The organism is Duganella radicis (assembly GCF_009720825.1).
Classification (GTDB): domain Bacteria; phylum Pseudomonadota; class Gammaproteobacteria; order Burkholderiales; family Burkholderiaceae_D; genus Rugamonas; species Rugamonas radicis.
In genome coordinates this window covers 72,365-96,027 of the sequence record NZ_WNKY01000011.1, presented here as the reverse complement: position 1 = coordinate 96,027, position 23,663 = coordinate 72,365, and the positions used below count along the sequence as shown (strand labels likewise).

At 63.2% G+C, this 23,663-nt stretch carries 21 protein-coding genes; 19 read left to right on the top strand and 2 right to left on the bottom strand.

Translation table 11 applies throughout. The features are described from left to right. Positions 1 to 64: 64 nt before the first annotated feature. The gene (locus GM676_RS12610; RefSeq protein WP_155463919.1) at positions 65 to 850 is read right to left on the bottom strand and encodes an MHFG family PEP-CTERM protein; all 786 of its coding nucleotides are present in this window, start codon (positions 848 to 850) and stop codon (positions 65 to 67) included. A 347-nt stretch (positions 851 to 1,197) separates the two neighbouring features. Between GM676_RS12610 and rpsB the strand changes: the two genes are divergently transcribed. From rpsB to GM676_RS12520, 18 genes are all read left to right on the top strand, one after another. After that, positions 1,198 to 1,950 carry a 30S ribosomal protein S2 gene (rpsB, locus tag GM676_RS12605; RefSeq protein WP_155463918.1) on the top strand — a complete coding sequence of 251 codons (753 nt, stop codon included), beginning with the start codon at positions 1,198 to 1,200 and terminating at the stop codon, positions 1,948 to 1,950. Positions 1,951 to 2,057: 107 nt separating this feature from the next. Beyond that, a complete protein-coding gene (tsf, locus tag GM676_RS12600) occupies positions 2,058 to 2,972 on the top strand; it encodes a translation elongation factor Ts (RefSeq protein ID WP_155463917.1) in 915 nt (304 codons plus the stop codon). A 121-nt stretch (positions 2,973 to 3,093) separates the two neighbouring features. Continuing rightward, complete coding sequence (gene pyrH / locus GM676_RS12595; protein WP_155463916.1) at positions 3,094 to 3,810, top strand: UMP kinase; 717 nt, start codon at positions 3,094 to 3,096, stop codon at positions 3,808 to 3,810. A 24-nt stretch (positions 3,811 to 3,834) separates the two neighbouring features. Next, on the top strand, positions 3,835 to 4,395 hold the full coding sequence (gene frr / locus GM676_RS12590; RefSeq protein ID WP_155463915.1) for a ribosome recycling factor: 561 nt from the start codon (positions 3,835 to 3,837) through the stop codon (positions 4,393 to 4,395). A 106-nt stretch (positions 4,396 to 4,501) separates the two neighbouring features. Beyond that, positions 4,502 to 5,254 (top strand): polyprenyl diphosphate synthase, encoded by a 753-nt coding sequence (uppS, locus tag GM676_RS12585; protein ID WP_155463914.1) that lies wholly within the window; start codon positions 4,502 to 4,504, stop codon positions 5,252 to 5,254. Further along, positions 5,254 to 6,093 (top strand): phosphatidate cytidylyltransferase, encoded by an 840-nt coding sequence (locus GM676_RS12580; protein ID WP_155463913.1) that lies wholly within the window; start codon positions 5,254 to 5,256, stop codon positions 6,091 to 6,093. The genes uppS and GM676_RS12580 overlap by 1 nt, the downstream gene beginning before the upstream one ends. Before the next feature lie 10 nt (positions 6,094 to 6,103). Beyond that, a complete protein-coding gene (gene ispC / locus GM676_RS12575) occupies positions 6,104 to 7,297 on the top strand; it encodes a 1-deoxy-D-xylulose-5-phosphate reductoisomerase (RefSeq protein WP_155463912.1) in 1,194 nt (397 codons plus the stop codon). Then, positions 7,294 to 8,652, top strand: a complete 1,359-nt coding sequence (gene rseP, locus GM676_RS12570) for an RIP metalloprotease RseP (RefSeq protein WP_155463911.1) — start codon at positions 7,294 to 7,296, stop codon at positions 8,650 to 8,652. The genes ispC and rseP overlap by 4 nt, the downstream gene beginning before the upstream one ends. 30 nt (positions 8,653 to 8,682) lie before the next feature. Next, on the top strand, positions 8,683 to 11,019 hold the full coding sequence (gene bamA, locus GM676_RS12565) for an outer membrane protein assembly factor BamA (protein WP_155463910.1): 2,337 nt from the start codon (positions 8,683 to 8,685) through the stop codon (positions 11,017 to 11,019). A 58-nt stretch (positions 11,020 to 11,077) separates the two neighbouring features. Beyond that, the gene (locus GM676_RS12560) at positions 11,078 to 11,581 is read left to right on the top strand and encodes an OmpH/Skp family outer membrane protein (protein WP_155463909.1); all 504 of its coding nucleotides are present in this window, start codon (positions 11,078 to 11,080) and stop codon (positions 11,579 to 11,581) included. Positions 11,582 to 11,596: 15 nt separating this feature from the next. Then, on the top strand, positions 11,597 to 12,652 hold the full coding sequence (gene lpxD, locus GM676_RS12555; RefSeq protein WP_155463908.1) for a UDP-3-O-(3-hydroxymyristoyl)glucosamine N-acyltransferase: 1,056 nt from the start codon (positions 11,597 to 11,599) through the stop codon (positions 12,650 to 12,652). Beyond that, the gene (gene fabZ / locus GM676_RS12550) at positions 12,649 to 13,134 is read left to right on the top strand and encodes a 3-hydroxyacyl-ACP dehydratase FabZ (RefSeq protein WP_170304285.1); all 486 of its coding nucleotides are present in this window, start codon (positions 12,649 to 12,651) and stop codon (positions 13,132 to 13,134) included. The genes lpxD and fabZ overlap by 4 nt, the downstream gene beginning before the upstream one ends. Before the next feature lie 5 nt (positions 13,135 to 13,139). Beyond that, on the top strand, positions 13,140 to 13,931 hold the full coding sequence (lpxA, locus tag GM676_RS12545; protein ID WP_155463907.1) for an acyl-ACP--UDP-N-acetylglucosamine O-acyltransferase: 792 nt from the start codon (positions 13,140 to 13,142) through the stop codon (positions 13,929 to 13,931). A 28-nt stretch (positions 13,932 to 13,959) separates the two neighbouring features. Beyond that, entirely contained in the window at positions 13,960 to 15,129 is a 1,170-nt protein-coding gene (lpxB, locus tag GM676_RS12540; protein ID WP_371866222.1) for a lipid-A-disaccharide synthase, read from the top strand. Continuing rightward, the gene (gene rnhB, locus GM676_RS12535; RefSeq protein ID WP_371866217.1) at positions 15,126 to 15,767 is read left to right on the top strand and encodes a ribonuclease HII; all 642 of its coding nucleotides are present in this window, start codon (positions 15,126 to 15,128) and stop codon (positions 15,765 to 15,767) included. Before lpxB ends, rnhB begins: the two co-directional genes overlap by 4 nt. After that, on the top strand, positions 15,764 to 16,549 hold the full coding sequence (locus GM676_RS12530) for a TrmH family RNA methyltransferase (RefSeq protein WP_371866216.1): 786 nt from the start codon (positions 15,764 to 15,766) through the stop codon (positions 16,547 to 16,549). The genes rnhB and GM676_RS12530 overlap by 4 nt, the downstream gene beginning before the upstream one ends. An 18-nt stretch (positions 16,550 to 16,567) precedes the next feature. Next, positions 16,568 to 17,767, top strand: coding sequence for an EAL domain-containing response regulator (locus GM676_RS12525; protein ID WP_155463906.1), 1,200 nt, complete (start codon positions 16,568 to 16,570; stop codon positions 17,765 to 17,767). 84 nt (positions 17,768 to 17,851) lie between these two features. After that, positions 17,852 to 20,227: a catalase gene (locus tag GM676_RS12520; RefSeq protein WP_155463905.1), complete on the top strand. Its 2,376-nt coding sequence runs from the start codon at positions 17,852 to 17,854 to the stop codon at positions 20,225 to 20,227. 3 nt (positions 20,228 to 20,230) lie between these two features. On the opposite strand, the gene ppsR is transcribed toward GM676_RS12520, so the two are convergent. Then, positions 20,231 to 21,079, bottom strand: a complete 849-nt coding sequence (gene ppsR, locus GM676_RS12515) for a posphoenolpyruvate synthetase regulatory kinase/phosphorylase PpsR (protein ID WP_155463904.1) — start codon at positions 21,077 to 21,079, stop codon at positions 20,231 to 20,233. A 153-nt stretch (positions 21,080 to 21,232) separates the two neighbouring features. Between ppsR and ppsA the strand changes: the two genes are divergently transcribed. Continuing rightward, the gene (ppsA, locus tag GM676_RS12510; protein WP_155463903.1) at positions 21,233 to 23,662 is read left to right on the top strand and encodes a phosphoenolpyruvate synthase; all 2,430 of its coding nucleotides are present in this window, start codon (positions 21,233 to 21,235) and stop codon (positions 23,660 to 23,662) included. The last annotated feature ends 1 nt before the right edge of the window (position 23,663 follow it).

Below are 23,663 nucleotides of genomic sequence, written 5' to 3'. Positions count from 1 at the left end.
GGCGTGCAATATGTCGAAATTATAAACGACGGCGGGGCTGTCGTGCGGCTGTCGCCGCCGGGCCTTATTTGGCGGCCTTGCGGGCGCGGCGGCGGGCCTGCCAGCCCAGCAGGCCCAGGCCGGCCAGCAGCATGGCCCAGGTGTCGGCTTCCGGCACCGGCTGGGCCAGGCCGTACTCGTCGTCGCCCAAGGCGCTGTTGCGGCCGAACAGGCCGTAGCGGCTCAGGTCGGCCGCGTCGGCCAGTTCCTCTTCGGTCAGCAGGTCGCCGGCGTGGCCCAGCGCGCGCAGGGCGCGGTTGTTGGCGTTGCGGCGCTCGATTTCGGTCGGATCGTCGAGGTCGACCGGTTCGCGCTCCGGGGCGTCAACCAGGCCCAGGTCGGCGAATTCGACCGGGGCGCCGGCTTCGCGCCGGGCTTCCGCCGGCGGTGCTTTCGGCCCCGCCGCCACGGCGGGCGCGCTGCGGGTGATGCGGCTGACGTTGCCGCAAATGCGCGGCACCAGGATGCAGTGCTGCTCGACGCAGTACACGGCACCCGGCTCGTTGCGGGCAGGCGCCCATTTGCCGCGGGTGACGGTGGCGCACATCGAGGCGCGGCCGAAGTGCATGTCGCGGATGGCGCTGTCGTACTGGTATTTGCCGGCGATGTTGTCGCGGGTGATGTTGACCTGGTCGTCGGACTGGCCTTCTTCCATGCGGCGCTTGAGCGTGCTGCGCACGGCTTCAGGAATGTCGGTGTAACGGTCGATGGCGGCCGCGGCGCCACCGGTGTAGGGATTGTGCCCCGGATTATCCCACGAGCAAGTCGGTTGGATGGCGGCGGCAAGGCTAACGGCGAGCAGTAAAGGCATAAAAATCTCTCAGGCTGGACGCTATCGCAGGGGTTAGGCGCGGCGAGGGTTAATGTAGCGTAACTTTAATGTCTCCCATGATATTACATTTTATGCAGCTATTGTGATGCTTTCGCGTATTTATTTTTTCTATGATTCACATTGGTGCGGGCCGCACCGTCGTGGGGCATTGCACCATGGAGGGAAGGCTTGCCGTAGCCCCTGTTTTCAGGGTAGAATCTCGGGTTGCTTGAATTTGGTTTAGGCAATGTTGTAAATTTCATTAATTTAAACACGCGAATCCGGTCGACAAGGGTGCCTTTTCATGGGTGACTGATCGGATTCCAGAACTAACCCTGGAGTAAATTATGTCCGTAACTATGCGCGAAATGCTGGAAGCCGGTGTCCACTTCGGTCACCAAACCCGTTTCTGGAACCCAAAGATGGCACCGTTCATCTTCGGTCACCGCAACAAGATCCATATCATCAATCTGGAAAAGACGATGGGTATGTATCAGGAAGCGATGAAGCACGTGAAACAGGTTGCCGCTAGCCGTGGCACCATCCTGATGGTTGGCACCAAGCGTCAGGCCCGCGATATCATCGCCGCCGAAGCCCAGCGCGCAGGCGTTCCTTATGTTGACCAGCGTTGGCTGGGCGGCATGCTGACCAACTTCAAGACCATCAAGACCTCGATCAAGCGCCTGAAAGACATGGAAGCCGCTCTGGAAGACGGTTCGGTTGAGAAGCTGTCGAAAAAAGAAGCGCTGATGTTCCAACGCGAAATCGTCAAGCTGCAAAAATCGATCGGCGGCATCAAAGACATGGGCGGCGTTCCTGACGCCATCTTCGTCGTTGACGTTGGCTACCACAAGGGCGCCATCACCGAAGCCGCTAAGCTGGGTATCCCAGTGATCGGCGTGGTCGATACCAACCACTCGCCAGAAGGCGTGCAGTACGTCATTCCAGGCAACGACGACTCGTCGAAAGCCATCACGCTGTACGCCCGCGGCGTGGCAGACGCGATCCTGGAAGGCCGTTCGGCCGCTGGCGCGGAAGTTGTTGAGCTGGTGAAAGCCGCAGCCGGCGACGAATTCGTCGAAGTCAACGAACAGGCTTAATCGTTCCTGACAGGCTGTAAGAAAAAAAGGGGTGGCCAACAGCTCCCCCTTTTTTTTGACATAAAGCACCCCCACCGAATACTGAATACCGAATACAGGAGAAACACATGGCAGCTATTACCGCAGCAATGGTAGGCGAACTGCGCGCGAAAACCGACGCGCCGATGATGGAATGCAAAAAAGCACTGACCGAAGCCGACGGCGACATGGGTCGTGCGGAAGAGATCCTGCGCGTCAAGCTGGGCGGCAAGGCTGGTAAGGCAGCAAGCCGCATCACCGCCGAAGGCGTGGTGGCGACCTACATCGCCGGCGGCGTGGGCGCCTTGGTGGAAGTGAACTCGGAAACCGACTTCGTGGCCAAAAACGACGACTTCCTGGCCCTGGCGAACACCGCCGCCCGTCTGGTTGCGGAAAAGAACCCGGCCGACGTGGCTGCCCTGCTGGCCCTGCCGGCCGCCGACGGCAAAACCCTGGACGAAGTGCGTTCGGCCCTGATCGGCAAGATCGGCGAAAACATGTCGATCCGTCGTTTCCAGCGTTTCGAAACCACCGCCAAGCTGGCTTCGTACCTGCACGGCACCCGCATCGGCGTGATGGTCGAGTTCGACGGCGCCGACGAGCAAGTCGGTAAAGACGTGGCGATGCACATCGCCGCGATGAAACCGGTCGCCCTGTCGTCGGAGCAAGTTCCAGCGGAACTGATCGAGAAAGAGCGTTCGGTCGCCAAGCTGAAGGCCGACGAAGACGCGGCTGCCGCCGTGGCCGCCGGCAAGCCAGTACAGCCTGCCGACATCGTCGCCAAGCGTCTGGAAGGCTCGGTACAGAAGTACCTGAAGGAAGTGTCGCTGCTGAACCAGGCTTTCGTGAAGAACGACAAGCAATCGATCGAGCAGATGCTGAAAGAGAAATCGACCACCGTGAAAGCCTTCACCATGTACGTGGTGGGCGAAGGTATCGAGAAGAAAGTAGACGACTTCGCAGCGGAAGTGGCCGCACAGATGGCCGCTTCCAAAGGAGCGTAATAAAGAAAACGGGCCGAGAGGCCCGTTTTTTTAAGCCCGCAGCAGTGCCCGGCGTCGGGCGAGGTATCATAGGCGCCGGCAGACTTACCCCGTACAACCCAATCAATAGGAGCCCCGTCTCATGTCCAAACCAGCCTATAAGCGCGTCCTCCTCAAACTGTCCGGCGAAGCCCTGATGGGCGATGATCCTTACGGCATCAACCGCGCCACGATCGAACGGACGGTGGCCGATGTGGCCGAGGTCGCGAAACTGGGCGTGGAACTGGCGATCGTCATTGGCGGCGGCAATATCTTCCGTGGTGTGGCGCCCGGCGCGCAAGGCATGGACCGCGCCACCGCCGACTACATGGGCATGCTGGCCACCGTGATGAACGCGCTGGCCCTGGCGGACGCCATGCGCCATGTCGGCATCACCGCACGCGTGATGTCGGCCATCGGCATCGAGCAGGTGGTCGAGCCCTACGTGCGCCCGAAAGCGCTGCAATACCTGGAAGAAGGCAAGGTCGTGGTGTTCGCGGCCGGCACCGGCAACCCGTTCTTCACCACCGACACCGCCGCCTCGCTGCGCGGTTCGGAAGTGAGCGCGGAAATCGTGCTGAAAGCCACCAAGGTGGACGGCGTGTACACCGCCGATCCGAAGAAAGACCCGAACGCCACGCTGTACAGCTCGATCAGCTTCGATGAAGCGATCGCCAAGCACTTGCAGGTGATGGACGCCACCGCGTTCGCGCTGTGCCGCGACCAGAAACTGCCGATCAAAGTGTTCTCCATCACCAAGCCGGGCGCGCTGATGCGCGTGATCATGGGCGAGGATGAGGGTACACTGGTTCACGTTTAATTTAGATACAACAGGAGAGCAGCAATGTCCGTAGCTGACGTTAAAAAGAGTGCGCAAGAACGCATGGTCAAATCGCTGGAAACCCTGCGCGGCGACCTGGCCAAGGTTCGTACCGGCCGTGCCCACGCCGGCATCCTCGACAGCGTGATGGTGGATTACTACGGTAACCCGACCCCGATCAACCAGGTGGCCAACCTGACCCTGGTCGACGCCCGTACCATCGGCGTGCAGCCGTTCGAGAAAAAGATGGCGGCCGCCATCGAGAAGGCGATCCGCGATTCCGACCTGGGCCTGAACCCGGCGGCGCAGGGCGACATGATCCGCGTGCCGACCCCGCCGCTGACCGAAGAGCGCCGCAAGGAAATGGTCAAGCTGGTCAAGAGCGAAGGCGAGGACGCCAAAGTGGCGGTGCGCAACATCCGCCGCGATGCCAACGAAGGCCTGAAAAAACTGGTCAAGGACAAGGCCATTTCGGAAGACGACGAGCGCCGCGGCACCGACGACATCCAGAAACTGACCGACAAGGCCATCGCCGACATCGACAAGATGCTGGCCGAGAAAGAAAAAGAAGTTCTGACGGTGTAACACCCCAGGACGCCAGCCGGCGGCCCGCTATGCGGCGTCCGTTTGCTGGCGTCTTGTCTTTTTGTCTCACACCTGCAATACTTTATACTTTGGCACCAACGTTTTCATGAAATATACGAGTTCGACTACCGAGGTTCCAGACGCGCCCGCCGTGCCACGCCACGTGGCCATCATCATGGACGGCAACGGCCGCTGGGCCACCAAGCGCTTCCTGCCGCGCGTGGCCGGGCACGTCAAGGGCGTGGAAGCGGTGCGCACCGTGGTCGAGTCGTGCGCCCGCCGCGGCGTCGAATACCTCACCCTGTTTGCCTTCAGCTCGGAAAACTGGCGCCGCCCGGAGGAGGAAGTGTCCCTCCTGATGCGCCTGTTCGTGACGGCGCTGGAGCGCGAAGTCTCCAAACTGCACGCCAATAACATCCGCCTGCGGGTGGTCGGCGACCTGTCGCGCGCCGACGAAAAACTGCAAGGCATGATCGCCGCCGCCGAGCGCAAGACCGCCGCCAACACCCGCATGACCCTGACCGTGTGCTTCAACTACGGCGGCCGCTGGGACGTGATGCAGGCGGTCGGCCAGATGGTCAAGGCCCATCCGGGCGCCACCGATTTCACCGAAGAGCAGCTGGCGCCGCACCTGGCCATGGCCTACGCGCCCGAGCCCGACCTGTTCATCCGCACCGGCGGCGAACAGCGCATCTCCAATTTCCTGCTGTGGCAGCTCGCGTACACCGAGCTGTTCTTCACCGACACCTACTGGCCGGACTTTTCCGCCGAGTGTCTCGACGAGGCCATCGCCTCTTACCAGCACCGCGAGCGGCGATTCGGCCGCACCGGCGCGCAACTGGCTGAAAAGACAAGCTGATGCTGAAAACGAGGATTATTACCGCTGTGGCGTTACTGGCGGTGCTGCTGCCGGTCCTGTTCTTCAACTATTTCCCCGCGTTTGCCCTGGTGGTGACGCTGTTTGTCGGCGCCGCCGTGTGGGAGGGCGCGCGCCTGTTCGGCCTGGGCGAGGGCAAGGCCCGCGTGGCCGGCTTCGCCGGCGGCCTGCTGTTCGTGGCGCTGATGTATTCGGCCAAGCCGGGCTCGGTCAACGCCCTGTACGGCGTGGCCGCGCTGCTGTGGATCATCCGCTATGCGCCGACGCTGGGCCTGGGCCTGCCGCAAATGGGCGGGGCGGCCAACTGGTCGCTGGCCATCACCTTTAGCTTTGCCGTGTTCGCGGCCTTCTTCGCCATCGTCGGGCTGTACCTGCATTCGCCGCTGTACCTGCTGTCGGTGATGGCGCTGGTGTGGATCGCCGATATCGGCGCCTACTTCTCCGGCAAGGCCTTCGGCAAGCGCAAGCTGGCGCCGACCATCTCGCCGGGCAAGTCGTGGGAAGGCGCGATCGGCGGCGCGATCGCCGTGCTGGCGATCGCCGCGATCTCGGTGGTGCTGGCCGACGGCGCCGCGCCATGGCTGCAAGACACCTTCTCGTACAAGCTGCACGCCCGCTTCGGCTGGGGCCTGACCCTGTTGATCCTGCTGGTGATCGTGATGTTCTCGGTCATCGGCGACCTGTTTGAATCCGCGCTCAAGCGCCGCGCAGGCATGAAGGACAGCAGCAACCTGCTGCCCGGCCACGGCGGCGTGCTGGACCGTGTGGACGCGCTGATCCCGGTGCTGCCGATGGCCGCGCTGGTCACGTCCTGGATCTGAAAGAATCATCATGCAACGTATTACCGTCTTAGGCGCCACCGGTTCGATTGGCGTATCCACGCTGGACGTGGTGGCGCGCCATCCGGACCGCTACACCGTTTATGCCCTGTCGGCCCACAGCCGCGTCGATGAACTGGCCGCGCAGTGCATCCAGTTCCGTCCCGCGCGCGCGGTGGTCGGCAGCGCCGCCGCCGCCGACCGTCTGGCCGCGCTGCTGCGCGCGGCCGGCGTCAAGACCGAAGTGGAGTGGGGCGAGCAAGCCCTGTGCGGCATCGCCAGCGCGCCGGAGGTCGACAGCGTGATGGCCGCCATCGTTGGCGCGGCCGGCCTGGCGCCGACGCTGGCCGCCGCCCGCGCCGGCAAGAAGGTCCTGCTGGCCAACAAGGAAGCGCTGGTCATGTCCGGCCAGCTGTTCATGGACGCCGTGCGCGCATCGGGCGCCGTGCTGCTGCCGATTGACTCCGAGCATAACGCCATCTTCCAGTCCATGCCGCAGTTTGGCGGCAAGGTACCGGCGGTGCGCGACGCGGCGGCCGGCGTGGCCAAGATCCTGCTGACCGCTTCCGGCGGCCCGTTCCTGACGCGCGACGTCGCCACGCTGGACGCGGTGACGCCGGAGCAGGCTTGCAAGCATCCGAATTGGTCGATGGGCCGCAAGATCTCGGTCGATTCGGCCACCATGATGAACAAGGGCCTGGAAGTGATCGAGGCGCACTGGCTGTTCGGCGCCCCGGCCGGGCAGATCGAGGTGGTGATCCACCCGCAGTCGGTGATCCACTCAATGGTGTCCTACGTCGACGGTTCGGTGCTGGCGCAGTTGGGCAACCCGGACATGCGCACGCCGATCGCCCACGCGCTGGCCTACCCGGAACGCATCGCTTCCGGCGTGGCGCAGCTGGACCTGACCCAGATCGCCACCCTGCAATTCGAGAAGCCGGACTTCAACCGCTTCCCATGCCTGGCGCTGGCCTTCGACGCGCTGCGCGCAGGCGGCACCGCGCCGGCCCTGCTGAACGCGGCCAACGAGGTGGCGGTGCAAGCCTTCCTCGATCTGAAGATCGGCTTCCGCCAGATCGACCGCGTGATCGGCCATGTGGTGGACACGCTGCCGCACGGCGCCGCCCACAGCATCGAAGCGGTGATGGCGCAGGACGCCGCCGCCCGCGCCGCCGCTGAAACCTGTATCGCCGGACTGGCAAAATGAACTTCCTGCAAACCGCGCTGGCGTTCATCGTCTGCCTCGGCTCCCTGATCGTCTTCCACGAACTGGGACATTATCTGGTGGCGCGCTGGTGCGGCGTGAAAGTACTGCGCTTCTCGGTCGGCATGGGCAAGGTGGTGTGGTCGCGCCGCTTCGGGCCGGACCAGACCGAGTGGGCCATCTCGGCGCTGCCGCTGGGCGGCTACGTCAAGATGCTGGACGCGCGCGAAGGCGAGCTTGCCGGCCTGCCGGAAGCGGACCTGAAGCGCGAGTTCACGCGCCAGAACGTGTGGAAGCGCATCGCCATCGTGGCCGCCGGCCCGGCGGCCAACTTCCTGATCGCCATCGTGCTGTTCGCCGGCCTGTTCATGCACGGCATCGAAGAGCCGAGCAGCAAGGTCAGCGTGCACGCCGGCGACAACGCCGCCGCGCAAGCCGGCCTGCGAAGCGGCGACGTGATCACCGCCGTCAACGAGCAACCGGTGCAGGTCTGGTCCGATCTGCGCTGGCAGTTCATCCAGTCCGCCATCGACAAGCACGAGCTGCGTCTCGCCGTCGAGCGCGCGGGGCAGGGCCGCGTGTCCGTCACCGTGCCGGCGTCCGCGCTGGCCGCCCTCGATCTGGAAGGCGACGTGCCGGGCCAGCTGGGCGTGGGCGTCTCGCGTCCGGCGCCGGTGGTGCAGCAAGTGATGCCGGGCAGCCCGGCCGAACGCGCCGGCCTGCGCGAGGGCGACCTGCTGACCGCCGTTGACGGCGTGGCGGTGGCCGACGGCATCGCCTTCATCGACATCATCCGCGCCTCGGCCGGCAAGACCGTGCAGGTGGCCTTGCTGCGCGGCGGCCAGCCGCTGATCCTGGATGTGGCGCCGCAAGCCGAGCAGGCAAAAACCGGCAAAGGAACTGTAACAGTCGGTAAGATCGGCGCGTACGTCGCGCTGCTGCCGGATATGATCAACGTGCCATCGTCCCCGATTGCGGCCGTGGGCAAGGCGGTCGCCAAGGTCTGGGAGACTTGTACGATGACGCTGAAGATGATCGGCAAGATGATCACCGGCGAGGCTTCGCTCAAGAACGTCACCGGCCCGATCACCATCGCCGATTATGCCGGCCAGACCGCCCGCATGGGCGCGGCCAGCTATTTGAGCTTTATCGCCTTCATCAGCATTAGTTTAGGCGTAATGAATTTGCTGCCAATTCCCGTTCTAGACGGGGGGCATTTGCTGTATTATTCGCTGGAAGTTTTAACTGGGCGTTCTGTGCCGGAGCGCGTAGGCGAGATTGCGCAGCGTCTAGGCATGGGTTTGTTACTGACCTTGATGCTGCTTGCGGTCTTTAACGACGTCGCCCGGCTGTTGTAGCAGTTCTCGTTGATTTAGCCATTGAACCCGATGAAATTATATTCTGACCGTATTACTTCAACTTCCTTGCGCCGTAGCCTGATCGGCGCCGCTGTCCTGGCCCTGTGCAGCGGCAGCGCCATGGCGATCGATCCATTCGTCATCAAAGATATCCGCGTCGAAGGGATCCAGCGTACGGAAGCCGGTACGGTCTTCAGCTATCTGCCGGTTCGCGTCGGCGAGACCTTCAACGACGACAAATCCGTCACCGCCATCAAGGCGCTGTACGCCACCGGTTTCTTCAAGGATGTGAAGCTGGAGAAGGACGGCCAGGTGCTGGTGGTGCTGGTCGAGGAACGTCCGGCCATCGCCAAGGTGGAATTCACCGGCACCAAGGAATTTGAGAAGGACACGCTGGTCAAGGCGCTGAAAGACATCGGCGTGGGCGAGACCAAGATTTTCGACAAGGCGTCGGTCGACCGCGCCGAGCAAGAACTCAAGCGCCAGTATCTGTCGCACGGCCTGTATGGCGTGAAGGTGGTCACCACCGTCACCCCGATCGAGCGTAACCGCGTCAACATCACCTTCGCGGTGGACGAGGGCGATGTCGCCAAGATCAAAGAGATCAACATCGTCGGCAACAAGGTATTCTCGGACAAGGAACTGAAGGACAACCTGGCGCTGAACACCGGCGGCTGGTTCTCGTGGTACACCAAGGCCAACCAGTACTCCAAGACCAAGCTGACCGGCGACATCGAGTCGCTCAAGTCCTTCTACCTGAATCGCGGCTACATCGAGATGAACATCGATTCGACCCAGGTGTCGATCACGCCCGACAAGAAGGACATTTACATCACCATCAATATCACCGAGGGTGAGAAGTACAACGTCAAGGACATCAAGTTCGAGGGCGAGACCTTCGGCCGCGAGGAAGAATTGCGCTCGCTGGTGTTGCTGCGAAAAGGCGAGGTCTATTCGGGCGAGCGCCTGACCGCCACCAACAAGCTGATCTCGGACCGCCTGGGCACCTTCGGCTACGCCTTCGCCAACGTCAACGCCAACCCGGACATCGACCGCGACAAGCGCGAAGTGTCGTTCACCTTCTTCATCGATCCGGGCAAGCGCGCCTACGTGCGTCACATGAACATCGCCGGCAACACCTCGACCCGCGATGAGGTGATCCGCCGCGAATTCCGCCAGTTCGAGTCGAGCTGGTACGACGCCAACAAGATCAAGCTGTCGCGCGACCGCGTCGACCGCCTCGGCTACTTCAAGGACGTGACCATCGACACGCCGGAAGCGCAGGGCACTTCCGACCAGGTGGACGTCAACCTGACCGTGACCGAAAAACCGACCGGCAACTTCCAGATCGGCGGCGCCTTCTCGCAGTCGGAGAAGTTCTCGTTCCAGGCGGCGATCCAGCAGGCCAACTTCGCCGGTTCGGGCACCACCGTGGGCCTGGAGCTGAACACCTCCAAGTACAGCCGCACGATCTCGTTCTCGCAGACCGACCCTTATTACACCGACGATGGCGTCTCGCGCGGCTACGAGCTGTATCTGCGCACGCAGCAGCCGCCGGCGGTCAACATCGGTTACTACACCATCAAGCAGGTGGGTGGCCGCATCAGCTACGGCGTGCCGTTCTCGGAAGTCGACACGGTGTTCTTCGGTATCGGTCTGGAAAGCTCGAAGATCACCACCGACGCCACCTCGCCGATCCGCTTCCAGGAATACGTCAACACCATCAATGGCACCACCAGCGGTATCGGCACCGCTTCCACCAAGGCCGTGCCGCTGACCATGGCGTGGGCGCGCGACAGCCGCGACTCGGCGCTGACGCCGACCGTCGGCCGCTACCAGCGCGCCAACCTGGAGCTGGACCTGATCGGCGAACAGAAATACTACCGCGCGGTGTACGAGCACCAGTGGTACAAACCGCTGTTCTCGAAAGTCACGCTGGCTCTGAAGGGCGAGATCGACTACGGCCATGGCCTGGGCAACAGCGCCTACCCGGTGTTCAAGAACTTCTACGGCGGCGGCATCGGTTCGGTGCGCGGCTACTACAGCTCCTCGCTGGGCGCGGTCGATACCCGCTACGGCGACGCGCTGGGCGGCGCCTCGCGCCTGATCGGCAATGCCGAACTCCAGCTGCCGTTCCCGGGCTCCGGCCAGGACCGCAGCCTGCGCTGGTTCGGCTTTGTCGATGGCGGCCAGGTGTACCAGGAAGGCGAGAAGATGCGCCTGTCGCAGCTGCGTTATTCGTCCGGCCTGGGTATCAGCTGGATTTCGCCGGTCGGCCCGCTGAAACTGAGTTATGCTAAACCCCTCAACGCCAAGACCGGCGACCGCCTGGAACGTTTCCAGTTCCAGATGGGCAGCGGTTTCTGATGATTTTGGGCACTAATTTTTATCTCGGAGAAATAAGTTGAAGACTGCATCCGCTACCATGACCAAATATCTCGCCGCGCTTGCACTGGGCTGGTGTTCATTGGCGCCGGTGCAGGCTCAGACCTCGGTGTCGCGCATTGCGTGGATCAGCCCTGAGCGCATCTACAATGAATCCAAGCTGGCCAAGCTGGCCGAGGAAAAGCTGAAGGAAGAATTCAAGTCGCGCGAAAAAGCCATGACCGACATGGCCGGCCGCCTGAAGTCCGCGTCGGAAAAACTGGAGAAAGACGCGCCGTCGCTGAGCGAAGCGGACCGCGTCAAGCGCCAGCGCGACGTGTTCGAGCTGGATAAGGAATACCAGCGCCGCCAGCGCGAGTTTCGCGAGGACGTAAGCCAGCGCACCAATGAGGAGCGCCAGGCGATTTCGGAAAAAGCCACCAAGATCATCAAGCAGCTGGCCAGCGTTGAAGGTTTCGACATCGTGCTGCAAGACGCGGTCTGGGCCAGCAACCGTATCGACATCACCGACAAGGTGCTGGCGGCGCTGGATAAAGACAAATAAAGATTGGATCACCCGATGGGCACTCGACTAGGAGCATTGGTCGAACGCTTGGGCGGACAGTTGGTGGGCGACGCAAACCTGGAAGTGACCGGGATCGCGCCCCTGACTGATGCCGGCGTTTCGCACATCAGCTTTCTCAGCAATAGCAAACTGCGCGCGCAGGCGGCGCAGAGCAAGGCGGCGGCGCTGATTGTGTCGGCCGCCGATGACGCATTCATCGCGGCCGGCTACGGCGGCGCGCGCATCGTCGTTCCGAATCCCTATGTGTACTTCGCCCGCGCGGCACAGTACTTCGCTTCGCTGACGGCCATCGTGCCGGCGGCCGGTGTGCATGCCACGGCGGTGGTGGCGGAGAGCGCGCAAGTCGCCGCTTCGGCCCACATCGGCCCGCGTGTGGTGATCGAGGACGGCGCCGTGATCGAAGAGGGCGTGGTGATCGGCGCCGGCTGCTTCATCGGCCACGAGGCGGTGATCGGCGCGGAAACGCAGCTGTTCGCCAACGTGACTTTCCACGCTTACTGCCAGATCGGCAAGCGCGGCATCATCCACTCCGGCGCGGTGATCGGCACCGACGGCTTTGGCTTTGCCAACGAGGGCGGCGTCTACATCAAGATTCCGCAAACCGGCCGCGTGATGATCGGCGACGACGTGGATATCGGCGCCAACACCACCATCGACCGTGGCGCATTGGCCGATACGATTATTGAAGACGGCGTGAAGCTGGATAACCAGATCCAGATCGGCCATAACTGCCATATCGGCGCGCACACGGCGATGGCCGGCTGCGTCGGCGTGGCCGGCAGCGCGAAGATCGGCAAGTACTGCACCTTTGGCGGCGCGGCCATGGTGCTGGGCCATCTGACCATTGTCGACAAGGTGCATGTGGGTTCGGGCAGCATGGTGTCGCGCTCGATCCTGGAGCCGGGGCAGTACACCGGCTTCTACCCGCTGGCCAAGAACGCCGACTGGGAAAAGTCGGCGGTCATTGTGCGCAACCTGCCGGCCATGCGCGATAAAATCCGCGCGCTTGAAAAAATCATTAAGACGAAATCAGAAGAAGACGAATCATGACCACTACCGAAACTTCCAAAACCATGGATATCTGCGAAATCAAATCCTACCTGCCGCACCGCTACCCGCTGCTGCTGGTGGACCGCGTGATTTCGTACGAAGAGGGCAAGACCATCACCGCCATCAAGAACGTGACCGTAAACGAAGAGTTCTTCAACGGCCACTTCCCGCACAAGCCGGTCATGCCGGGCGTGCTGATGATCGAGGCGATGGCGCAGACCGCGGCCCTGCTGTCGTTCAAGACCATGGGCATCAAGCCTGACGAGAATTCGGTGGTGTACTTCGTCGGCATCGACGGCGCGCGCTTCAAGCGCCCGGTCGGTCCTGGCGACCAGCTGAAAATGGACGTCGAGATCCTGCGCAACGCGCGCGGCATCTGGAAGTACAAGGCGGTTGGTTCGGTCGACGGCCAGGTGGCCGTGGAAGCGGAACTGATGTGCACCATCCGTAGCGCCACTGACGCTTCGCAGCCGGCAGGTTAAGCATCATGGCAAAAATTCATGCCACCGCCATCGTCGACAGCAAGGCCGAGCTGCACGACAGCGTGGAAATCGGCCCGTACTCGGTGATCGGTCCGAATGTGACCATCGGCTCCGGCACGGTGGTCGGCCCGCACGTGGTGATCGAAGGCCACACCACCATCGGCAGCGACAACAAGTTCTTCCAGTTCTCGTCGATCGGCGCCGCGCCGCAGGACAAGAAGTGGAAGGGCGAGCCTACCCGCCTGACCATTGGCGACCGCAACACCATCCGCGAATTCTGCACCTTCAACACTGGCACGGTGCAGGACAAGGGCGTGACCTCGCTGGGCAACGACAACTGGATTTCAGCTTATGTGCACCTGGCGCATGACTGCCAGGTGGGCAGCAATACCATCTTCTCGAACAATGCGCAGATCGCCGGCCACGTTGAAATCGGCGACCACGTGATCATGAGCGGCTTCGCCAATGTGCACCAGTTCTGCAAGATCGGCGCGCACGCGTTTGTCGGCATGAGCACCTCGCTGACGCAGGATGTGCCGCCGTTCGTGCTGTTGAACGGTAATCCGGCGGCGGCGCACGGCGTCAATATCGAAGGTCTGAAACGCCGTGGCTTCACGCGCGAGCAGATCAACGGCATCCGCGCGGCCTACAAAATCATCTACCGCTCCGGCCTCACGCTGGAAGAAGCCAAGGCGGCGCTGATCGTCGAAGAGGCGGCGGTGCCGGCCGACGTGGCGCTGCACATGCGCGCCATGCGCGAATTCCTGGATACCGCGACCCGTGGCATCGTCCGCTAATTTGCCGCCGCAGGGCGCCGATGCCGGCGTGGGCCGGCCGGCGACAGGGCGCGGCCCATCCATCGCACTGGTAGCAGGCGAGCCGTCCGGCGACATGCTGGCGGCTCGTTTGCTTTCCGGCCTGCGTCCGCATCTGCCGGACGCGCGCTTCCACGGCATCGGCGGTCCGGCGATGATGGCGCATGGTTTCGAGTCGCACTGGCCGATGGACCAGCTGACCGTGCGCGGCCTGCTGCCGGTGCTGATGCGCTACCGCGAACTGAAAGGCATCCAGACCGCGCTGCGCGACCAACTGCTGGCCGAGCGCCCGGCCGCCTTCATCGGCGCCGACTACCCGGGCTTCAACCTCGGGCTGGAAGAGCAGCTGAAGGCGGCCGGCATCCCGACCGTGCACTACATCGGCCCGCAGATCTGGGCCTGGCGCGGTGGCCGCATCAAGAAAATCATCCGGGCCGTGTCGCACATGCTGGTGGTGTTCCCGTTCGAGGAAGCGATCTACAAGCAGGCCGGCGTGCCGGTCAGCTATGTCGGCCATCCGCTGGCGGAACTGATCCCGATGACCCCGGACGAAAACGCCGCCAAACGTGCGCTGGGATTGCCGGAAGACGCCAGCGTGGTCACCATCATGCCGGGCAGCCGCATGTCGGAGATCAAGTACAACACCGTGGCCTTCATGCAGGCGGCCAGGCTGCTCAAGGCGCGCGACCGCACGCTGCGCTTCGTGGCGCCGATGGCGGGCGAGCGCCAACGGCAGTATTTCCTGCAACTGGTGGCGCAGGCGGGCTTGCAGGACGTTGAGATCCGGCTGCTGGACGGCCAGTCGCACACCGCGATCGCGGCCGCCGACGCGGTGCTGGTGGCTTCCGGCACGGCTTCGCTGGAGGTGGCGCTGTTCAAGAAGCCGATGGTGATCGCGTACCGCATGATGGAGCTGGAGTGGCAAATCCTGCGCCACTTCGGCTATCAGCCGTGGATCGGAATGCCGAACATCCTGGCGCGCGAATTCCTGGTGCCGGAACTGCTGCAACACGCGGCCAATCCGGAAGCGCTGGCGGAAGCCATGTGGAAGCAGTTGAGCGATGCGCCACACCGTTTGCGGCTGGCGCAGCGCTTCACCGATATGCATCACAGCCTGCTGCGCAACAGCGCGGCGGAGAGCGCGGCCGCTGTGCTGCGTGTTATTGAAGGACGAAAGTGAAGAACCAAAATCTTGGCTTGTTCGACGACTTGCCCGAATCGCCGGACGAAATCATCTGTGGTGTGGACGAAGCGGGCCGCGGGCCGCTGGCCGGCCCGGTGTTCGCGGCCGCCGTCATCCTCGACCCATCGCGGCCGATTGATGGCCTGCGCGATTCGAAAAAACTCAACGAAGCCAAGCGCGACATGCTGGCGCCGCTGATCAAGGCGCAGGCCATCGCATGGGCCATCGCCGAAGCGTCGGAAGCGGAAATCGACAAGCTGAATATCTTGCAGGCCTCCATGCTGGCCATGCGCCGCGCGGTGGAAGCGCTGAAGACGGTGCCGACGCTGGCCCTGATCGACGGCAACCGCTGCCCGGTAATGAAAATCCAGAGCATCGCCATCGTCGGTGGCGACGACAAGGTGGAAGCCATTTCGGCCGCCTCCATCCTCGCCAAGACCGCGCGCGACGCCGCGCTGGTGGCGCTGCACACGCAGTATCCGCAATACTGCTTCGACCAGCACAAAGGCTACGGCACCGCGCTGCACCTGGAGCGCTTGCGCGAGCACGGCGCTTCGCCGGTGCATCGCCGCTCGTTCGCGCCGGTGCGCGAAGTGATCGAAGTATTCTCGCTGCGCGCCGGAGGCCTGGCGTGAAGACCATCACCTCGCGTGACAATGCGCAGTACAAGGAACTGGTCAAGCTGGCCGGTAGCCAGCAGGCGCGCCGCAAGGCCGGCCGCACGCTGCTGGATGGCGTGCATCTGTGCCAATCGTATCTGCAACTGCGCGGCATGCCGGAGCAGTGCGTGGTCAGCGAAGGCTCGCTGCAAAACCCGGAAGTGATGGATATCGTCGGCCAGCTGGAAGCGCAGCGCGCCCACGTGCTGGCCTTGCCGGATGCGCTGTACAACGCCGTCAGCCAGGTCGAACATGGCATCGGCGTGATGTTCCTGGTCGACACGCCGGAACGCAGCGTGACCGAAGCACTGAGCGTATCGGCGGTGCTGCTGGATGGCGTGCAGGACCCGGGCAACATGGGCTCCATCCTGCGCAGCGCGGCGGCGGCGGGCATCCAACAAGTGTATTGCAGCGCCGGTTCGGCGGTTTGCTGGTCGCCCAAAGTGCTGCGCGCGGCCATGGGCGCGCACTTCGTGCTCGATATCTTTGAAAACGTCGATCTGGCGGAACTGGTTCGGAACGCGCGCGTGCCGACGCTGGCCACCAGCGGCTACGCGGCGCAGCGCCTGTACGACATCGACCTGCGCCAGCCGGTGGCCTGGATCTTCGGCCACGAAGGGCAGGGCGTGGCGGACGACCTGCTGTCGCTGGCCACCCACAAGGTGGTGATCCCGCACCTCGGACAGGTGGAGTCGCTCAACGTCGCCGCTTGCGCGGCAGTTTGCTTTTTCGAGCAAGTAAGGCAGAATCAGACGTAAGAACACACTGGAGCCGTCATGGATATCGCGCAGTTGCACTTTCTGGTAGCCGAAGGGGATCAGGTACAACGCCATGCGCTGGCCGATATCCTGGTTCATCTCGGCGTCGGACGTATCACGCAGGCGCCGGACGGCCACACCGCGCTGCGCCATTTCAACGCCGGCATTACGCCGGCGGTGGACATCGCCATCATCGACCTGGCCTTGCCGGGCATGGATGCGCTGGAACTGATACGCCGCCTCGGTGAGGCACGCTGCACGGCCGGCGTGATCGTGGTGGGCGCGCAAACCAACGCGGTGCTGTTCTCGGTGGAGACCATGGCGCTGGCCTACGGCGTCAACGTGCTGGGCGCGATCGGCAAGCCGGTGATCGGCAGCCGCCTGGTCGCGCTGATCAACAACTACCTGCAACCGGGCGAGTCACACACGGCGGGCGACGGCGCGCAGGCCATGTCGTTCGCCGAAGTGGGGCAGGGCTTGCAGAACCGCGAGTTCGATCCCTTCTTCCAGCCCAAGATCGAACTGGAGACCGGACAGGTAAAAGGGCTGGAAATGTTCGCCCGCTGGCGCCATCCCTTGCGCGGCGTATTGGGGCCGGCGGCCTTCATTCCGGCGCTGGAGGCGGCGCGGCGGGTCGACTTCCTCGACTGGACCATGATCGAAAAATCGGTGGCGGCCTGCCGCAAGCTGCACGATCAGGGCGTGCCGATCTCGGTCTCGATCAATGTCGACCAGACCACGCTGGCGCATCCGCAATTCATGGAGCAGATCGCGGCCTGCCTTGCGCGGCACCACATCATGGCCGACTACATCACCTTCGAGATGACTGAATCGGCGGTGCTGAGCACCGATCCGCACTTCCTCGAACGCCTGCTGCGGTTGCGCATGCAAGGTTTCGGCCTCGCCATCGACGACTACGGCACCGGGCGCAGCAACCTGCAACTGCTGGCGCGCATCCCGTTCTCCGAACTGAAGATCGACCGCAGCTTCGTGGACGGCGCCTCCAAGCGCGCCGCCATCGGCACCGTGCTGCGCTCCTGTCTCGGCCTGGCGCGCAGCCTTGACCGCAAGTCGGTGGCGGTGGGCGTCGAGACCAAGCAGGATTGGGACTTCCTGCAAGGCCTGGGTTGCACCTACGCCCAAGGCTACTACATCGCCAAGCCGATGCCGGTGGAAGACTTCCCCGCCTGGCTGGCCGACTGGCAGCACTTCTTCTGAGCCGGATCAAATACAGCCAGCCATAACAATCGCACACTCGATTTCTGCGCTCCCGTCGGGAGGGCGTCAAATGCGAGGTGTGAGATGGCTAAACGTAAGAACAACGGCGGCGCGGTGGATGGCGCCGGATCGGTACTCAGCACGGTGGCCGGGCCGGCCGCGCCGCCGCATCCGACTCGGCTTGGACCGCCCAATCCCATCGCCGGGCAGCTGCTGGAAAAGGTCACCGGCGACGAGACATTGGCGGCCGAAATGCCGTTCAATTCCACCAAGCCGCTGGAATACGGCGAAGCTGCCTACACGCCGCACAAGGGCGAAACGCACACGCCGCCCACGCCCATCGCCACCGCCAGCACCTGCACCGAAACCGTCGCCTCGGAAAAGGTCGGCGACGGCCAGCCGGACATCGGCGATAACGCCATCAACCGCCCGCTGGACCGCGTGCGCGTGGACGACACTGGCCGCGAGCTGACCACCAATCAGGGCGTGCCGGTGGCCGACAACCAGAACTCCCTGAAAGCCGGCCTGCGCGGCCCGACGCTGATGGAAGACTTCATCCTGCGCGAGAAGCTGACGCACTTCGACCACGAACGCATTCCCGAACGCGCGGTGCACGCGCGCGGTTCGGCCGCCCACGGTTATTTTGAAAGTTACGAAGACCTGCGCGCCATCACCCGCGCCGCGCCGTTCGCGGCGGCCGGCAAGCGCACGCCGGTGTTTGTGCGCTTCTCCACGGTGGCCGGCGAGCGCGGTTCGGCCGACACAGTGCGCGATGTACGCGGCTTTGCCGTCAAGTTTTACACCGATGACGGCAACTGGGATTTGGTCGGCAATAACATTCCGGTGTTCTTCATCCAGGATGCGATGAAATTCCCCGATCTGGTCCACGCGGTCAAACCGGAGCCGCATCACGCCATGCCGCAAGCCTCCAGCGCGCACGACACCTTTTGGGACTTCGCCTCGCTCAGTCCCGAGATCGCGCATATGCTGATGTGGCAAACCTCGGACCGCGCTATCCCGCGCAGCTACCGCATGATGCAAGGCTTTGGCGTGCACACCTTCCGGCTGGTGAACGACAAGGGCGCGTCACTGTTCTGTAAATTCCACTGGACGCCAATGGCCGGCACGCATTCGCTGGTGTGGGACGAGGCGGTACGCATCGCCGGCGCCGATCCCGATTATCACCGCCGCGATTTGTGGGAAGCCATCGACAGCGGCCAGTTTCCCGAGTGGGAGCTGGGCCTGCAACTGTTCACCGAGGAGCAGGCGGCGCAATTCCCCTTCGATATTCTCGATCCGACCAAGATCGTGCCTGAAGAACTGGTGCCGGTGCGTCCGGTCGGCAAGATGGTCCTGGACCGCAATCCGGATAACTTCTTCGCCGAGACCGAGCAGGCGGCGTTCTGCGCTGCCCAGGTGGTGCCAGGCATCGACTTCACCAACGACCCGTTGCTGCAAGGGCGGCTGCATTCCTACATCGACACGCAGATCACGCGCCTGGGCGGCCCGAACTTCCATGAAATCCCGATCAATACGCCGGTGGCGCAGATTCACAACAACCAGCGCGAGGGATTCCATCGCCAGCAGATCAACCGTGGCCGCGTGAATTACGAGCCGAATTCGCTGGCCGGAGGCTGCCCGTTCCAGGCGGGGGCGCGCGGTTTTGTCAGCGTGCCTGAACCTTCGCAGGGCAATGAGGTGCGCGGCAAGCCGGAACTGTTTGCCGACCACTATTCGCAGGCGCGCCTGTTCTGGGTCAGTCAGAGCGCGGTGGAGCAGCGCCACATCATCGATGCCTTCCGCTTTGAGTTGACGCGAGTGCAGACGCCGGCCGTGCGCAGCCGCGTGCTGGCGCTGCTGCTGAATATCGATGAGCGCCTGGCCGGCGCGGTGGCCGACGGCCTGGGCATGGTGTTGCCGCCGCCGCTGCCACTGTCCTCGGACAACCCGCCGCATGACTATCAGCCGTCGCCGGCGCTGTCGCTGTTTGCGCGTCCCGGCGCGCTGGGCGTGCGCACGCGGCGTGTGGCGTGGATGGTCGGGCAGGGTGCGGAAGGAGGGCAGGTGCGCAAGCTGTACGCGGCGCTGCTGGATGCGGGCGCTGTGCCGCGTTTGATTTCGGCGCGTATCGGGCCGCTCGCCACCAGCGACGACGCGCCGCTGGACGTGGAAATCAGCTTCGAGACCGGGCCCTCGGTGTTGTGGGATGGCGTGATCGTGGCCGACAGCCCGGTGTTCGTGGGCGACGCGCAGGCGCTGGAATTCCTCAGGCTACAGTATCAGCACGACAAGCCGATACTGGCGCTGGGGAACGGCGCCGAATTGCTGAAGGCCGCCAAAATCCCGCGCAAGCCTGATCCCGGCGTGATTGTGGCGGAGAGCGCGGATGCGGAGGCGGCGTTGGCCAGCTTCAAGGAGATGCTGGCGCGTCACCGTGTGTATGCGCGCGAACGCGCCTAGCGCTTAGTACTCGCGGCGATCCGGCTTGATCTCTTGCAGGATCGTCGTCGAGATTTCCTCGATCGATTTGGTGGTGGACGACAGCCAGCGTATGCCTTCGCGCTTCATCATCAGCTCCGCTTCGTTGACTTCGTAGCGGCAGTTTTCCAGCGACGCGTACTTGCTGCCGGCGCGGCGCTCGTTGCGGATTTCGCTCAGGCGCTCCGGCGTGATGGTCAGGCCGAAGATCTTCGACTTGAATTCATACAGCGACGACGGCAGCTTGCCGCGCTCGAAATCGTCCGGAATCAGCGGGTAGTTGGCGGCCTTGATCCCGTACTGCATCGCCAGGTACAAACTGGTCGGCGTTTTGCCCGAGCGCGACACGCCCACCAGGATCACATCCGCCGACGACAGATTCTTGTGCGACTGGCCGTCATCATGCGCCAGCGAGAAGTTGATCGCCTCGATGCGGTTCTTGTACTCCTCGCTGTCGACGATGTTGTGCGAGCGGCCTATCGTATGGGTCGACTTCACGCCCAACTCTTGTTCCAGCGGGGCGACAAATGTCTGGAACATGTCCATGTACATGCCCTTGCATAGACGAATGACGTCGGACAACTCCGTCTTCACCAGCGTCGAAAAGATGATCGGGCGCTGACCGTCGGTCGCAAACGCCTCGTTGATCTTGCGCACCGCGTCGTGCGCCTTGTCCAGCGTATCGATGAAGGGCAGCCGCACCTGGCGGAAGCGCAGCTCGAACTGGGTCAGCACGGAGTGACCAAAGGTTTCAGCGGTGATACCGGTACCATCGGAAACAAAAAACACGGTGCGGGCGGCGGAGGGCAGGGGTGGTCGTTGTTCTTGTGTCATGTAGGGGATGCGATGTTGTATTGTGGTTCGTCAATTCTGGCCACAGGCTGTAGAATAAAAGGCTATGGTTAGATTGTGCTGCACGACGAACAGAATAACAAGAAACAAGTCTGCGCCTCGCTGGAAGATTTCTATCATCAAAAAGGTGTAATTATGTCCAACGCAGCATTGAAGGAGCAAAACAACGAAGCAGTCTACGTTGCCTCGTTTGAACACTTGCGAATGACGGATGTCGAATCCGTCGGCGGCAAGAACGCATCTCTCGGCGAGATGATCAGCCAGCTGGCGGGAGCCGGCGTGCGCGTGCCTGGGGGCTTTGCCACCACGGCACAGGCTTTCCGCGACTTCCTGTCCTACAGCGAAGCCGGCGGCAAGTCGCTGGCCGATCGCATCGCCGATCGTCTGTCCGACCTGAACATCGACGACGTGCGCTCGCTGGCGCAAGCCGGCGCCGAGATTCGCCAGTGGATCATCGATACGCCGTTCCAGCCTCGGCTGGAAGCGGAAATCAAGACCTTCTACGATAAACTGGTGGCCGACTCGTCGACCGAGGTATCGTTCGCCGTGCGTTCTTCCGCTACCGCCGAAGACTTGCCGGATGCGTCCTTCGCCGGCCAGCAGGAGACCTTCCTGAACGTGGTCGGCATCGACAACGTGCTGGACGCGATGAAACACGTGTTCGCCTCCCTGTACAACGACCGCGCGATCTCGTACCGCGTGCACAAGGGCTTCACCCACGCCGAAGTGGCGTTGTCGGCCGGCGTGCAGCGCATGGTGCGTTCCGACCTGGGCGCGGCGGGTGTGATGTTCACCATCGACACCGAGTCCGGCTTCAAGGACGTGGTGTTCGTGACCTCCAGCTACGGCCTCGGCGAGACCGTGGTGCAGGGCGCGGTCAATCCGGACGAGTTCTACGTCCACAAGCCGATGCTGGAGAAGGGCAAATCGCCCGTCATCCGCCGCAACATCGGTTCGAAACTGATCAAGATGGAATTCACCTCGGAAGCCAAGGCCGGCCGTTCGGTGAAGACCGTTGACGTGCCGGTCGAGCTGCGCAACCGCTACTCGCTGAACGATGCGGAAGTGGTGGAGCTGGCCAAGTACGCGGTCATCATCGAGAACCACTACGGTCGTCCGATGGACATCGAGTGGGGCAAGGACGGCCGCGACGGCAAGCTGTACATCCTGCAAGCGCGTCCGGAAACCGTGAAGTCGCAGCAGAAATCGACCGACGTGCAGCAGCGCTTCAAGCTGAAATCGTCCGGCACCGTGCTGGCTTCGGGCCGCGCGATTGGCCAGAAGATCGGCGCCGGCCCGGTGCGCGTGATTACCGATCCGTCGGAAATGGAACGCGTGCAGCCGGGCGACGTGCTGGTGGCCGACATGACCGACCCTAACTGGGAACCGGTGATGAAGCGCGCATCGGCCATCGTCACCAACCGTGGCGGCCGTACCTGCCACGCGGCGATCATCGCGCGCGAACTGGGCGTGCCTGCCGTTGTGGGCTGCGGCGATGCGACCGATGTGCTGAAGGACGGCACTTTCGTCACCGTGTCCTGCGCCGAAGGCGATGAAGGCAAGATCTACGACGGCCTGCTGGAAACCGAAGTGTCGGAAGTGTCGCGCGGCGAGCTGCCCAAGCTGCCGACCAAGATCATGCTGAACGTGGGTAACCCGCAGCTGGCGTTCGACTTCCAGGCCGTGCCGAACGGCGGCGTGGGTCTGGCCCGTCTGGAGTTCATCATCAACAACAATATCGGCGTGCACCCGAAGGCGATTCTGGAGTACCCGAACATCGACGCCGACCTGAAGAAAGCGGTGGAGTCGGTCGCGCGCGGCCACGCTTCGCCGAAAGCCTTCTACGTCGACAAGCTGGCCGAAGGTGTGGCCACCATCGCCGCCGCGTTCTGGCCGAAACCGGTGATCGTGCGCCTGTCGGACTTCAAGTCCAACGAGTACAAGAAGCTGATCGGCGGCTCGCGTTACGAGCCGGACGAGGAAAACCCGATGCTGGGCTTCCGCGGCGCCGCACGGTATCTGGCCGACGACTTCGCCGGTGCGTTCGAAATGGAATGCGCGGCCATGAAGCGTGTGCGCAACGACATGGGGTTGACCAACGTCGAGATCATGGTGCCGTTCGTGCGCACCCTGGGCCAGGCTGAGAAAGTCGTGGGCCTGCTGGGCAAGAACGGCCTGGTGCGCGGCGAGAACGGCCTGCGCCTGATCATGATGTGCGAAGTGCCATCGAACGCGATTCTGGCGGAGCGCTTCCTGGAGCACTTCGACGGCTTCTCCATCGGTTCCAACGACCTGACTCAGCTGACCCTGGGCCTGGACCGCGATTCCGGCATGGCGCTGCTGGCGGCCGATTTCGACGAGCGCGACGACGCGGTGAAAGCCCTGCTGTCGCAAGCGATCAAGGCCTGCCGCGCGCAGGGCAAGTACATCGGCATTTGCGGCCAGGGCCCATCCGACCACCCGGACTTCGCGGCGTGGCTGATGGAGCAGGGCATCGAATCGATGTCGCTGAATCCGGACTCGGTGATCGACACATGGCAGAAACTGGCGTCGCTCCAGAAATGAT